The organism is Neobacillus sp. DY30 (assembly GCF_030123065.1).
In the GTDB taxonomy this organism is placed as follows: domain Bacteria; phylum Bacillota; class Bacilli; order Bacillales; family Cytobacillaceae; genus Neobacillus.
The window spans coordinates 2,747,127-2,760,755 of the sequence record NZ_CP126093.1; the positions used below are offsets into that span (position 1 = coordinate 2,747,127).

Annotated in this window: 18 protein-coding genes; 11 read left to right on the plus strand and 7 right to left on the minus strand. The window is 36.3% G+C overall.

The window, feature by feature from the left end; genetic code table 11:
* The first annotated feature begins 69 nt into the window (after nt 1–69).
* The 3 genes from QNH29_RS13225 to QNH29_RS13235 all read left to right on the plus strand — a co-directional run bounded on the left by QNH29_RS13225 (nt 70) and on the right by QNH29_RS13235 (nt 4,500).
* A complete protein-coding gene (locus QNH29_RS13225; RefSeq protein ID WP_283865212.1) occupies nt 70–1,296 on the plus strand; it encodes a helix-turn-helix transcriptional regulator in 1,227 nt (408 codons plus the stop codon).
* A 148-nt stretch (nt 1,297–1,444) separates the two neighbouring features.
* Nucleotides 1,445–3,568 carry a glycoside hydrolase family 3 protein gene (locus QNH29_RS13230; protein ID WP_283865213.1) on the plus strand — a complete coding sequence of 708 codons (2,124 nt, stop codon included), beginning with the start codon at nt 1,445–1,447 and terminating at the stop codon, nt 3,566–3,568.
* 140 nt (nt 3,569–3,708) lie between these two features.
* Entirely contained in the window at nt 3,709–4,500 is a 792-nt protein-coding gene (locus tag QNH29_RS13235) for a DUF2935 domain-containing protein (RefSeq protein WP_283865214.1), read from the plus strand.
* A gap of 53 nt (nt 4,501–4,553) precedes the next feature.
* On the opposite strand, the gene QNH29_RS13240 is transcribed toward QNH29_RS13235, so the two are convergent.
* The 3 genes from QNH29_RS13240 to QNH29_RS13250 form a co-directional block, all read right to left on the minus strand.
* Nucleotides 4,554–5,021, minus strand: a complete 468-nt coding sequence (locus QNH29_RS13240) for a GreA/GreB family elongation factor (protein ID WP_283865215.1) — start codon at nt 5,019–5,021, stop codon at nt 4,554–4,556.
* 339 nt (nt 5,022–5,360) lie between these two features.
* Complete coding sequence (locus QNH29_RS13245) at nt 5,361–5,597, minus strand: ABC transporter (protein ID WP_283865216.1); 237 nt, start codon at nt 5,595–5,597, stop codon at nt 5,361–5,363.
* Nucleotides 5,598–5,804: 207 nt separating this feature from the next.
* Nucleotides 5,805–6,236 carry a VOC family protein gene (locus QNH29_RS13250; RefSeq protein WP_283865217.1) on the minus strand — a complete coding sequence of 144 codons (432 nt, stop codon included), beginning with the start codon at nt 6,234–6,236 and terminating at the stop codon, nt 5,805–5,807.
* A gap of 179 nt (nt 6,237–6,415) precedes the next feature.
* On the opposite strand from QNH29_RS13250, the gene QNH29_RS30420 reads away from it, so the two are divergent.
* The 4 genes from QNH29_RS30420 (at nt 6,416) to QNH29_RS13265 (ending at nt 7,881) form a co-directional block, all read left to right on the plus strand.
* Nucleotides 6,416–6,598 (plus strand): DUF3231 family protein, encoded by a 183-nt coding sequence (locus tag QNH29_RS30420; RefSeq protein ID WP_481858831.1) that lies wholly within the window; start codon nt 6,416–6,418, stop codon nt 6,596–6,598.
* A gap of 89 nt (nt 6,599–6,687) precedes the next feature.
* Nucleotides 6,688–6,870 (plus strand): hypothetical protein, encoded by a 183-nt coding sequence (locus tag QNH29_RS13255; protein WP_283865218.1) that lies wholly within the window; start codon nt 6,688–6,690, stop codon nt 6,868–6,870.
* 141 nt (nt 6,871–7,011) lie between these two features.
* Nucleotides 7,012–7,299 (plus strand): putative quinol monooxygenase, encoded by a 288-nt coding sequence (locus tag QNH29_RS13260; protein ID WP_283865219.1) that lies wholly within the window; start codon nt 7,012–7,014, stop codon nt 7,297–7,299.
* A 135-nt stretch (nt 7,300–7,434) separates the two neighbouring features.
* Complete coding sequence (locus QNH29_RS13265; protein ID WP_283865220.1) at nt 7,435–7,881, plus strand: GNAT family N-acetyltransferase; 447 nt, start codon at nt 7,435–7,437, stop codon at nt 7,879–7,881.
* Between the two features lie 47 nt (nt 7,882–7,928).
* Here QNH29_RS13265 and QNH29_RS13270 read toward each other — a convergent pair whose 3' ends face one another.
* Nucleotides 7,929–8,627: a sulfite exporter TauE/SafE family protein gene (locus QNH29_RS13270; RefSeq protein WP_283865221.1), complete on the minus strand. Its 699-nt coding sequence runs from the start codon at nt 8,625–8,627 to the stop codon at nt 7,929–7,931.
* A 237-nt stretch (nt 8,628–8,864) separates the two neighbouring features.
* Between QNH29_RS13270 and QNH29_RS13275 the strand changes: the two genes are divergently transcribed.
* The gene (locus QNH29_RS13275) at nt 8,865–9,164 is read left to right on the plus strand and encodes a hypothetical protein (protein ID WP_283865222.1); all 300 of its coding nucleotides are present in this window, start codon (nt 8,865–8,867) and stop codon (nt 9,162–9,164) included.
* Between the two features lie 93 nt (nt 9,165–9,257).
* Here QNH29_RS13275 and QNH29_RS13280 read toward each other — a convergent pair whose 3' ends face one another.
* Nucleotides 9,258–9,524 carry a DUF3006 family protein gene (locus QNH29_RS13280; protein ID WP_349654909.1) on the minus strand — a complete coding sequence of 89 codons (267 nt, stop codon included), beginning with the start codon at nt 9,522–9,524 and terminating at the stop codon, nt 9,258–9,260.
* Between the two features lies 1 nt (nt 9,525).
* Nucleotides 9,526–10,743, minus strand: coding sequence for an MBL fold metallo-hydrolase (locus QNH29_RS13285; protein ID WP_283865224.1), 1,218 nt, complete (start codon nt 10,741–10,743; stop codon nt 9,526–9,528).
* Nucleotides 10,744–10,877: 134 nt separating this feature from the next.
* Between QNH29_RS13285 and QNH29_RS13290 the strand changes: the two genes are divergently transcribed.
* The 3 genes from QNH29_RS13290 (at nt 10,878) to QNH29_RS13300 (ending at nt 12,664) form a co-directional block, all read left to right on the plus strand.
* Nucleotides 10,878–11,339, plus strand: coding sequence for a GNAT family N-acetyltransferase (locus tag QNH29_RS13290; protein WP_283865225.1), 462 nt, complete (start codon nt 10,878–10,880; stop codon nt 11,337–11,339).
* Between the two features lie 214 nt (nt 11,340–11,553).
* Nucleotides 11,554–12,096 (plus strand): hypothetical protein, encoded by a 543-nt coding sequence (locus tag QNH29_RS13295; protein ID WP_283865226.1) that lies wholly within the window; start codon nt 11,554–11,556, stop codon nt 12,094–12,096.
* A gap of 226 nt (nt 12,097–12,322) precedes the next feature.
* On the plus strand, nt 12,323–12,664 hold the full coding sequence (locus tag QNH29_RS13300) for an avidin-fold protein (protein ID WP_283865227.1): 342 nt from the start codon (nt 12,323–12,325) through the stop codon (nt 12,662–12,664).
* 111 nt (nt 12,665–12,775) lie between these two features.
* Here QNH29_RS13300 and QNH29_RS13305 read toward each other — a convergent pair whose 3' ends face one another.
* On the minus strand, nt 12,776–13,588 hold the full coding sequence (locus QNH29_RS13305; RefSeq protein WP_283865228.1) for an EcsC family protein: 813 nt from the start codon (nt 13,586–13,588) through the stop codon (nt 12,776–12,778).
* Nucleotides 13,589–13,629: the final 41 nt, after the last annotated feature.

Below are 13,629 nucleotides of genomic sequence, written 5' to 3' on the forward strand. Positions count from 1 at the left end.
TTTGTATTGGTTAACAGACAACTTGTTAGCTGACTTACTGATTTGATATCATCTGCTTAGGTGATTAACTTGGAAGAACTGATAAGTAAATGTTGGCAAATTAACAAAGCCTTTCAAATTGGTGTAGAAGCAATAGATGATCAACTAAAGACAATCATACATATTGCCGATGATAATGAACCTTTGATGATCATTGAAGCCCGTAAGAGAATGGTAATAGACATTCAATCAGAATTAGAACAGGCAAATAAAGATAGTTTTTATTATCAAAATGATACTTTTCAATTATCTTATTTAGCAGTACCCATGCACGAAGATGTGAGGTATAAGGGAACGGTCGTTGTTGGACCATTTTTGAGTGAACGGGTAAATGACCAAATGATTTGGAATGTAATAAAACACAATAATCTGGAAAGTAGTTGGCTGAAACCAATAGAAACCTATTATAAAACATTACCTATATTGGCAAACTCCTATCTAGCAATTGGTGATTTGATCGTTAATATCGTAAGGAATCCACATGTTAAAGCTCAAATCATAGCCTCTAAAAATAGCGGAGGACACTATCGTCTAGATGTTGAACCTCAGGACTTTGACGAGAATGGTTTTGAAATCATAAAAAGGTATGAGGCAGAAGAAAAATTATTGCACTACATTGAAATCGGTGATAAAGAAAACGCTAGGAAAGCAATGCTTGATCATCATTCAGGAGACTTTTTATATCGAGTGCCGGGAAATCCATTGCGAGCCAGAAAAAACATTACCTTTTCGGGCAATACCATGTATAGGATAGCTGCTGGAAGAGGCGGGGTTGAACCACAATACTTACATGCCATTTCTGAAAAATTTGCACTTAGGATTGAGTCAGCGGTGGTAATGTCCGAATTGAATACGATTGATGTTAGTATGGTAGATGAATATTGTGAAGCGGTAAATAATTTTGCTATCAAAGGCTATAGTTCGGTTGTAAAGAAAGCGTTAATGTATATAAATCTTCACTTCAATGAATCGATTAATTTGCAATCTGTTGCAGATGAAATAGGATTCAATCGAACATATCTAGCGAGAAAATTTAAATCCGAAACAAACTTTTCAGTGATCGATTATATCCAAAGAAAGCGCATTGATGAGGCCAAGTTTCTAATTAAATTGGGCCGGTTATCGATAACAGAAATTGGTCTGCAGGTGGGTTTTAGCAGCTATAATTATTTTTGTAAAGTATTTAAAGAACTAACAGGAATAACGGCTACGGAGTATAAAAGCAGGAACCAAACGAAAAATGAGGCACATGCATAATGCATGCCTCATTTTATTTTTTCAAACTGAAAAAATTTTAAAATCTAAGTTGCAATTTTATATAAAAGGAAACAATATTGGGTGTGAAAGCCTCACCAAATTGCTAATATTAACAGTAGGTATTAAACAAGGTTTAGGAGGCATTACATTGGAGAGTAACCAAAAACAACCGAAATTAGAAGTAAGAGTTAAAAATATCATTGAGGTAGACGGGTTAAAATTTAAAGATTTAAATAATAGCGGGAAACTAGAACCTTATAAAGATTGGCGTTTAAGTCCGAAAGAACGCGCTGAGAACCTGGTCTCATTGATGAATATGGATGAAAAGATCGGTATGATGCTCATTAATACTCGTAAAATGGGTCTCTCCCAAGAAGATAAGAGTAAGACCAGTCATGATGGTGTACTTGATGAAGCAATTGTTGAAAAAGGTGAAAACATTTTTGCTGTTGCAAAAATATATGGAACTACTCACACAATTGAAAATATGCATTTACGACACTTTATTCATAGAGACAATCATAGTCCAGCACAAATGGCAGAGTGGATCAATAAGATGAATGAAGTAGCGGAGGGGACACGTCTTGGTATTCCTTGCTTAATCGCATCGAATTCACGGAATGAAAATGGGGAATCTATCTTTGGTATGAACGATGCAGTTGGTATTTTTTCAACATGGCCAGGTACGTTAGGGCTTGCTGCTGCAGCAATGGGAGATATCAAAAATGGTGGTGATGCATCACTTATTAGTGAATTTGCTCAAATTGCACACGATGAGTGGGATGCAACAGGAATCAGAAAAGGCTATATGTATATGGCTGATACCGCCACAGATCCTAGATGGCAGCGAACATACGGTACATTTGGGGAAGATCCTGAATTTATATCAGATGTAATTGGCCGAATCATAGACGGATTCCAAGGAAAAGAGTTAGGGAAACACAGTATTGCCATGACAACGAAGCATTTTCCAGGCGGTGGTGCAAGGGAAAATGGATTTGACCCACATTATGCGGAAGGAAAATGGAATCTATATCCAACTCCAAGCAGTTTGGAAAAATATCACCTACCGCCTTTTAGAGCAGCGGTGGAACATGGAACTTCCTCCATTATGCCATATTATTCAATACCAAGTATAAGTAAGAGTACAGTTCAAGAATTCGAGGGTGAAGACATTCCATTCGAAGAGGTTGGCTTTACGTTTAATCATTATTTCTTACAACATATCCTAAGAGAAAAGCTTGGGTTTAAGGGCTATGTCAATAGTGATAGCGGTATTACGAATAAAATGGCATGGGGCCAAGAAACGAAAACGGAAGCTGAGCGTTTTGCAAAAGCAATCAATGCTGGAACAGATCTCGTTGCGGATACAAATGATATTGAAAATCTTAAAATTGCAATCGAAAAAGGCTGGATTAGTGAAAAGCGTATTAATGAAGCCAATGTTCGTTTACTAGAGGAAATGTTTACGTTAGGATTATTTGATGATCGTACGTATGTTTCGCCAGAGCATGCGACTGAAGTGGTAAGTACTCCAAGGCACTGGGAAGCATCATATGAAGCGCATAAAAAGTCTGTAACGGTTCTAAAAAATTCAAATATGACGTTACCTTTAAGTGCTGAAAAGCTTGGAAATAAAAAGGTTTATGTAGATGTTTTCCATAAGGATCAAGAACTTGCAGCTACGTATACAGAGCAAGCAAGAAAAGAATGTAAAGAACTCGAAACCTTCACTTTAACGGAAAACCATGAAGAAGCTGATATAGCTATCATGTTCGTGCAGCCGAAATCCGGATCTTATTTCAATGCAACTCCTGGACTATTGGAACTTGAATTAACTGAAAATAAAACAGTAAAAGCTTTAGATGGTTCGGAGTATCAAGAAACAACATTGAGTGGGATTGAGCATCTAAAAGCAGTTTGTGATAACATTCGTAACCGTGGTGGTAAAGTTGTAATAAGTGTTAATGTTACATTGCCATGGATTCTTGGAAATGTTGAACCTTTAGCAGATGCATTGGTTGCTGGGTATGATACTTTCTTCAAGCCGCAATTTGAAGTGATCGCTGGCGGGTTCCAGCCAGTGGGTGTATTACCGCTGACATTACCTGCAAGTGAAGAGGTAATTGCTGTTGATGAAAATGGTGATTGTGTATCGCCAAATGATGTACCAGGCTATGACAAGGACAAATATATGCCAGAGGGACTTTCTTATGCATATAAAGATAGTGATGGAAATGTCTATAAGCTTGGTCATGGATTAACTTATTAATGAATTGTTTTTTTAGCTAAGGCAAAATTGCCTTAGCTTTTTTTATACAAACATCATGATGGTAACTATGAAAAATAGGGAATATGGACTAACAATCACTGCATATATTTGGGGGGAATGTATAGTTAAGGAGGGTCAACATGGCAAATCCCATTGTTGCTCGGTCGTTAGACGAAATTAAATTTTGGTCTAGGATTATGAAAGAACATTCATTGTTTTTAAGTCTTGGATTCACGTATGAACAGAAACAATTAATTGCAGAAGCCCAACAGTTTATGGATTTATTCGAGAGGATTGAGGAAAAGCTTTCTAGATTTACGGTAAATTCTGATTTGCGGCAAGTCCAAGCCTTTAATACAGAGGTTTATCAAGCTGCAGCATCTATTTATGCGTATAAAAGAAAGATATTGGATTTAACGTTACGCTGTCAAATTAGGCACAACAATTTCCCTTTATTAATTGACCATATTAGCAGAGAAGCTGCGTATTTTGCGAATCGGTTAAAAGAATTAAATGAAGGGAAATTAGCCCCGACACCAGATACGGTTATTCAAGAAAATGTATTTTTCTTAAAAATTATGGCTGATCATGCAAAGTTTATCGGACACCTTTTAGATCCTTCAGAAAGAAAATTAGTTGACCAGGCTAGAGAGTTTAGTCATGATTTTGACCAATTATTGTTTCAAGCAGTGGATTTGGATTATATGCGACCTCAATCTGAAACAGAACCATTACTTAGTCAGTTTTTAAACCAAAATAAAGTTTCCGTTAGATCCTTAAGGGACTTTAAGAAAACTGCTAGAGAATTAATTGAAGCCTGTCGAATTAAAAGCATTATACACCCGCTTTTAGCAGACCATACATTTAGAGAAGCCGAAAGATTTCTAGAAATTATTGATTTATTTGAGGCAAATCTGAGTAGCCAGCAATAAAACATAACCAACCTTCTGCTAGAAGGTTGGTCTTATTTGTTTTTGGATGCTTACTAAGCCTCTTTTGTTTTTCTCTCTAAATCTAAAAGTTGGCCGACAAAAGAAATTTCTTTAATGGTCACCAACAGTTCTCCGGTTGGAATTTTGATTGAAACCTTGTCACCGAGATTTTTAAAAAGGAGCTGTCTGCCAACAGGGGACAAAAAGGAAATATAGCCCAAGTCTGGATCAGACTGTTCCGGGTAACAAATGACATAATCCTCTGTTTCATCTTCCTCATCGTATACTATCGTAACCTTTGTTCCGATAAAAACCTTTGGAAAAAATGAAATAATCTCATTACGTTTATTCGTTTTTAATAAGTCCTCAACTTCTAACACATATAAATTAAAAAAATGCTTTAATCGTTCTTGTATAGGAGTGGAAGAAAGATATAGATTTGTTAACTCTTTTATGTTTTCGTCTATATAATGCAATTGTTGAATATAGTAATCCTTGGTTTGATGCAGACTATGGTTCATAGTAGATAACCCCCAAGCTTGGATTGAACTTCTTGCAAAACTTCATAGATTGTTTCATTGATAACTCCTCCTAAATATAAAAAATAAACCTTCCTTACAGAAAATAAGATAACTCACAGTAAAAGTGGCGGTATCTGTATTCCTGTACATAAAGAGGACGAATCCCCTTTACTTAACGGAAGATATTAGTTCTATATTACCATATATCAACAAAAATAGCATGATATGCAATTATTGTTGAGAAGTACTTACCGAAAACTAAAAATATAATAAAAAAACAGTCTCTTCAAATGAGAGACTGCAATTAAAATCATTAGGTTTTAAAAAGTACTATTCACTTCATTTCTTAGAGTACCAGCGCCAAACTTTCTTAAAGATGAGTAAACCAAAAATAATACAAACAAGAAAGCCGATTAACCCAATGATGAAGTTTAAAATAGGGGCAAGAGCGCCTAGAGTAAGAATTGTAAGCACAGTAGTAATAACACCTAAAGTGGTAAGCAGCAACCATACTAAACCTGTTAAAAACCCAAGGAAAAGACCTAAAATGCCACAGCAAGAATGACCATTACTCATGAAATTCACCCCCTCACTATGGTAGTACAATATCATCGTATGCTGTTGGTGAAGAGCATGTTTTACAACTACAGTAAAAGGGGCGCAAAATAGGCGAGAAAACGGTGAAATAAACGGTGACAGGCACCGCTCGTGGACACTGTCCACCTCAGGCGGACAGTTGTTAGGAGGTTATATGAAAAGCGATTACCTTAATTCAGTAATCGCTTAAAACGAGATCATTGCCCCTCTTTCATCAAATACAGATGAAGGGTTCCATGCTACTTCCCAGAGGTTGTTTTCGGGGTCGGCAAAATAGGCTGTTCTTCCTCCCCAAAAGGCGTCGCTGGGTTCTCTGAGTATTCTGCCGCCTGCATTCCTTATTTCTTCAATCGTTGTATCAACCTGACTAGGATTATCTACATTGATTGCAAAAGTCACACCATGATACGTTTCTGGCTTTTGTGCGAATTCCACTCCCGCATCTTTTGCTAATTCCGTAATAGGAAAAATGGATAGGAGAACTCCAGCTGTTTTGAATACCGCATAATTGTCTGAGCTTATTTCTGTTTCCTTCCAACCTAAACGTTTATAAAAGGATCGTAGATCAGGTACGTTATAGGCTCCAATTGTAATCAAACTAACTCTCTGCATAACCATTAAACATTCCTCCGCTGAAATAAAGTTAACTTTCTAAGTATTCGAGTAAAGAAAGCATAAATCCTTCAACAATCAAAAAGGATTAATTGGAAGGGTTAACGATTCACTAAGTATAAATTGAACTTTAATTCGGGAATTCTAAGTATTATGGAGGGATACCAATCACGAATAAAATAGAGATAGTTAAATTAACGAGTGCTGAAATATCAGCACTATGGACAGCCAATATTAATATCAGTATAGTAATCTGCATGATGACGCACTTTTTAGAAACATGTACGGATCCTGATATCCGAACACTTATAGAAGAAACCAAGAACAGCCTCCCCAATTTGAGGCAGCAAAATAAGGAACATTTCTGAGAAAAGAGCAGTTGGCTACTGCTCTTTTCTTGTATGTTTCGAGTACGGGCTGTAAAATTACTATCAATCACATAGGTTGAGGTATGGTTATGAAAAGATATAGATTAATAAAAGATTACAGAGATATACATAAGAAGGGGACCATTTTCTTTCTCATATCCGAATCTGAGTTTATTGGTGTAAAAGAGTATGTTTTACAAACAAAGAATTTAGACGGCAAAATCATTCTATCTGAAAAAGAATTAAAGGACCACTTTAGGCAAATATATTAATTCATTAAAGATGACTTTAAAAAATTCAAAAAACGAGTTGTGACTTTTTTGAAGATTGTGCAAAATAAAGTATATAGTTGTATATAGCTAAAATACCATTTAAAGAAATGTTAGTTGTAAAAAACGAGAGGGGTAATTCAAATGATAAAAGTAGTGGCAAAATGCAAATTAAAACCAGATGCAAATGTGGAAGATTATTTAAACCAAGCTAGAGAACTAGTAGCAGAAACCAGAAAAGAAAAAGGATGTATCACATATGGTCTTCATCAGGATATCAACGATCCTACTATCGTCACTATGCTTGAAGAATGGGTAAATGAAGAGGCTTTAAATCTACATAACGAGACGGATCATGTCAAAAGAATTGTACCTGGACTTAGAGAACTACGAGAAAGCACCGAAATTAACATTTATAAAGAAGTAGAATAGAACGCAGCATGAGCTGTTCATCAACCCCTAGTGGAAACTATTGTAACAGAATTAACCACTGATACGCGCAGATGTCCTAGTGCCGAATGGATAGGAGAAATGGTAAAGAAATATTACCTTTAAGGGATGATGATAATGAGTGAAAGCATAATAGAAATCATTAAGTATAACCCCAGCTATGCTGCTGAAACAGTTGAAATGTGGCGGAACAGCAAGGAACAGGCAATAGGTCAGAAAGAAATGCACAGCTTTGAAAATCACGTTGATTTTTTAAATCAAATCTTAGCAAAACAGAATCAAGTAGATATTGCATTCATGGATGAGAAGGTAGTCGGAATGATTGCCTATAATGAAAATGAAATCAGCCAGCTTTATATTCATTTAGATTATCAAGGACTGGGAATCGGGCAGATTTTACTAGAAAAAGTAAAAGAACAATCGGCAGGGCGATTAACGTTATATACTTTTGAAGTGAATAAGAGAGCACAACGATTTTATGAAAAGAACGGATTTAACATTATTGGCAGAGGAAATGAAAACGAAGAAGGTTTACCTGATATACTTTATGAATGGAAATACTAAAAAAAGTAACCACCCCTTAAGATAAGGAATGGTTACTTTTTTAGCTATTAAACTAAAATAAGTCTGACGGCACCAATTAAGGCAAATCCAAGAATAAGAGTTTGGAAGACTTTTTGTGGAATGAGTGGCACCACTTTAATTCCGATAAATGCTCCTATTAGAATAGTAGGAATCAACCACATATTAAACGTAATAGATTCAAAGGTAATTAAACCTAAACTGATATAGAACGGTATTTTTATCAAATTTACGAACATGAAAAACCATGCCCCTGTCCCAACAAACTCATTTTTCGGCAAGCCTTTCATTAATAAATAGATGGCCATGACGCCGCCTGCAGCATTTCCAATCATGGTTGTAAATCCTGCTAAAATTCCCATTGAGATAGTAAACCATAACGACTTTGGCAGAGCTTTCGTAAACTTTTCTCCAAATCGTTCACGGCTGATATGCAAAATAATGAGTGCTAGTACGATGACGCCGATAAGTGGTTTTAACTGATCACTGTTTATAGCATTAAGAACAAAATAACCAAAAACAATTCCAATCATAACCCAGGGAATTAAAGAAATTAGGTATTTCCAAACCACACTTCGACGGTAAAAAATGACAGCAAACAGGTCACCGACTACCAACATAGGCAATAGAATTCCTATTGATTCTTTCGCTGGAAAAACATACATTAAGATCGTTGCAACAAGAATACCCATGCTGGATACACCTGTTTTGGTAAATCCAATAAACACTGTACTTAAAATAACAATCAACCATTCGATGTAGGATAGTTCAAAAATGATGACTCACCTCAGTTTTTTAAATAATTCTCTATATTATTTTAAAGCAGAAAAGGATTAATTTCTATGTTAAGTTTTGTTTATTAGTAATAACAAAAAGATTCGAGATATTAAGTAAGAAGAATTCACAAAATCTTAAAAATGCCCTTATTAGGAAGAATAAGATAGTAGGTTGAAAGGAGTTTTAATATGAAGAAAATTGATGAGTACTTTGAAACTGCGATGGAAGCGTGGAGTATGATGCAAGAAACATCAGGTGATGAAGGGGCAGAATGGGCAGAAAGGTTTGAACGCTACTTTTATGAATTTATCGATGAACTAAAGAAATGGTGGGCAACGCTTGATCCTAAACCCCAAAATATAGAAGAGGCAGAGGACCTGCCTCAAATAAAAAAGTGGATGGAACGAATCCCCGCTCCCGTACAACTCAATTTTCTTACAGAATTAGAGGATATTTTGGATGGGGTAGACACAGTACGGTTCGATTAAGATGCAGCAGGGTAAAGTTAGTTGTAAACTTACTGGTTAAAAGGAGGAAAACTCACCAATAACGGTGAGTTTTCTTTTACTATTTGAACAATACTAGTTCTTTTTAAATTTGCTGCCTCTACTTTGTGAACGTAGCGCTGCCATCAAATCATCCACTTTTTCCTTTTCAGTCTCAGTTGTTTTCTCGTCCAATTTCATCGATGTGATTTTGTCATTTTCGACTGTAATCTCAAAATAGGTATTTACTTTGCTTCCTTCTGGCAATTCCTGTTTTGGAACAATAAATTCTTTTTTGATATCCTCGACTAATATAACTGCATATTGATCATCTTCAATTCTATCTAAGTAGCCCTTAATGATCCTAACCTCCTACGCAAGCCAGGCCTTGCGATTTTATATCTGCGATTCTTGCTGGTCCAATCCCTTTAATTCTTCCTAAATCATCCACTGAGCTAAACGGCCTTAAATGAATCAAATCTTGTGCACGGGCAAGACCGATATGTATGATCTCTTGCAACTGTTCGATGTTTGCTGTATTAATGTCTATACATTTGCCAACAATTGGCGCAGGCTCCACTTTATCCTCATCTTTTGGAGTGCTTCCGCTGTTCGAGGGTGTAATGGTCCCATCTTTTTTCGTCAGTACTTTATAATTTTTTCCATCTGTTTCCACCAGTATGGTCCCGTGTACATCGGTCCCATAAAGCTGGATACCAGCATTTTGAACAAGATGGACCACTTCATCATGGGGATGACCATATGTATTGTTCAATCCGGCACTGTAGATCGCCACAGCTGGCTGCACTGCCCTTAAGAAAGAAGGGTGCGTTGATGTAGAGGAGCCATGATGACCAAGTTTGAGAATTTCAGCATCGACCTCAATTCCACTTTGAAGCATTTTTAATTCGTCATCCGTTGTCGCATCACCTGTTAAAATAAACCGAATGTCACCATAAGTTAGTTTTACCGCAATCGATTCTTCATTATCCTGTTCACTAATACTTTTAGGATATAAGACATCAATTTTGAGCGGACCTACTTCAAACTGTTCTTCCATTCGGGGTTCAAAATAGTCAACTTGTTTAGACTGGATTGCTTTTAACAGTCTTTGGAAGGTTTGGGAGGGATTTGTGTTTCCTGATAACCAGACCTCACCAACATTGAAGGTATTAATGACCTGATCTAACTGCCCAATATGATCGGCATCCGGATGTGTTCCAATCGCGATATCAATTTCTGATACCTGCTGTGACCTGAGATAATTGACAACCTCATTACCATTCCAGTTGCCAGCGTCAATCAGAATCGTGAAGTCCTTCCCGCCATCAGAAAACTGAAATAAAGTCGCATCACCTTGACCGACATCAATAAAGTGAGCCTTAAGTCCAGTTGAATCGGATGGCAGCACCTTACTTTCTTCAGTACTTGGTGGTTTTTCTTTTTCTGCTGGGACTGATTTTTCTACAATGTTTTCTTCCCGTTGCGCTATATCTTTGGATTCGAGGTGTTCTTGGCCACATCCACTTATGAGAAATATAAGAATGAAGCTATATAGAGCAAAAAGGTAACGTTTCTGCATTCAATTCCCCCTTTTCACCTATTAGCTTAACACAAATCAACCATTTTCAGATAATTTATATCCGACCTAGTTTTTTGTCTAGTCAATGATAAAAAGGGAGTATAGTATAAAATTAAAAGGGAGAGTGGCTTTAAATGGAGATTACAAAATTGGAAATAAGTGATATTAAAAATGCTCTGGATCTAATTTGGAAGGTATTCTTAGAATTTGAAGCCCTTGATTATTCACCCCAGGGAATAGAGGAATTCAAGAAATTTATTACGTACGATTCAATGATAAAACTAGTTGAAAAAGAAGAAATCATCTTTTGGGGATGCCGTGTTAACCTTGAATTAACTGGGGTAATCGCAACTAAAGGCGGCAATCACATATGCCTGTTTTTTGTAGATAAAGAGTATCATAGACAAGGGACTGGGAAACGTTTATTTCATAAAGTTTTAGAGGAATGTGTAAGAAAGAACAGTAGGAACTCCATTACCGTTAATTCATCTCCTTATGCGATTGAAGTGTATCATCGTCTTGGATTTGTTAATCTTGATCAAGAACAGATTGTGAATGGATTGAGATTTACGCCGATGAGGTATACATTACAGTAATTTTAAAAAGATTAAGTTAATATCTGGCCGAAATTTTATCACTCTTAATCTATTTTCTCGCTGATGATAATTCAACAGCTTTTTTATTTACCCACAAATCAAATTGTAAATATTTACAAAATTGTTGATAGTAAACTAGATTTACATTATACTTAAGATAACTTAAATGTTTATATAAATAAAATTTTAATTAGAAAGAAGTAAGGGGTTGTTAATGATGGCAAAGGCAGCAGAACTGGGAGAATATCAAGGTAAAGAGGGGCAGATCCTTTTTACTTATCATAAACAAACCGGATATATCGGATTCATTTGGGCGATGGTCGCTGTGATGGTTCTTGAAACAGCAGGGGTATCGTATCTTCTTTATAATTGGAGTCCCATCCTGCACTGGATTCATCTGATTCTATCATTCTCGGTCATATTATTTCTAATCGCTGATTTAAGAGCAGTCATCAAAAACCCAATCATGGTAAAAGATCATGAATTGATATTGAACATTGGCGTCCGTCCGAGAGTCATCATTGCAGCAAATAATATTAAAGAAATAAAGAGCGGGAGTGGCTATCAGGAGGGTAGAAAGAATAAAGATGTTTTGGATTTATCACTGATCAGCTTTGACGACCCAACCTTTGAAATAGTGTTAGACCTGCCAATTGTAGATAAATCAATGTTCGGAAAAACCAAGCAAATTACGAGAATTTTCTTCAGTGTTGACGACAAAACCAAGTTCTTAAATTTATTTAGCGAGCAAAAATAAAGGACAGAGTAACAGCTGGGATAGGAGGTTGTTACTCTTTTTTTGTAGAGAAAGAAAAATGTGACTGAATACCCAAATCAAATCATAGTTGAAATGATAGATTACTATACCATTGATGGAATGTGAAAATAGAGTTGCAGCTGCGGCACTATTTTTTCGTAATTAAAGGGATGCCTAGGAAATAAATGGTATAATTAAAAAAATAGAATAAAAGGAGATGTGAGGATTGATGAATTATAATGGGCGAAAGTTTGTTTCAATAGAAAATACGGAAAATGGAGAGGTTTCTTCACAAACAGTCTTTGAGTATAAACAAGATGGTAGAATCATCTCTGCAACCTACAGCGGTGGGGAAATACTACAAGGGACTTTAATTGGATTGGTCATGGACGATGGGAGCTTAGAGTTCAGATACAATCACGTGAATTCAAAAAATGAACTTAGAGGAGGAAAATGTATTTCTACACCAACCATCTTACCAGATGGAAGAATAAGACTATATGAAAAATGGAAGTGGCATGACGCTGAAGCTACAGAGGGAAGTTCAATTATTGAAGAAATGATTTGATGTATACATCGGTTCAATTGACTGTAAGAGATATAAATTAAGTGCGAGTTACCGCCCAATTCATTGGAAGGTGACTCGCACTTTTTTAGCAGACAGTAGTATCAAGACGATTTAACCCTGTTCAATCTGATTCAGACGCTCCAAGATTCTCCGTTTCCGAAACAACATTTTTCCTGCCTCGGCAACATCATTTATAGACGAGCGATTGATAAACGCACCAAAGATCATACCCGCAATCGGGATCATTTGAAATAGCTTTTTCCATCCAAAGGTATCCCGGTAGGTTGTAACCACTTCACGCCATCCCTGCAATTGAGAGATCATTTGTTGGTTCTGACCTTCCTGTTTAAAGGATGATAGCTCCTCTAAAATCGCCTTTTTCCCAACAATATCAGAAGATGTAAATTGCAGACATTTCACGATAAAAATTCTTTCGGATTTTTCCTTAGGATCATACCCATAACAAATCGAAATTTCTTGAAGGACTTTAAGTGATAATCCTAATAAAACCGGAATATCAATTGCCAGCGTAAATAGCCCGCCGATTCCAGTAGTTGCACCTTGTACCGTTGCCATTTTTGAACGGGAATTCCTTAATTCTTCTGCAATTTCATCCATTTTGCTTATAGGGACCTGTTCAAGCAACCCCATGTGAAGGTCATCGGAAGATGAATTTGGTGCAAACTTCTTTAATATCGTTTTTTCATTTACTAAATACTGCCCGCCTGTCTGGATGTAGTTCCCTATCTCATCGAGCGCCAAGCCAATTTTATCTTGAATAAATTTGGGGGTTAACTTATCAAGGAGCATGAAGGGCAAACGGCCGATTTTTTCCCAAAACCATAAATCCTTTTGTTCATGCTCCCAAATTTCAATTTTTTTCAATTCTTCCTGTAAATAATCTATTGATTCTACTGTGTTCAAACCCTTCCACTCCGTTTTCAACATTTATATTAAACTAAATA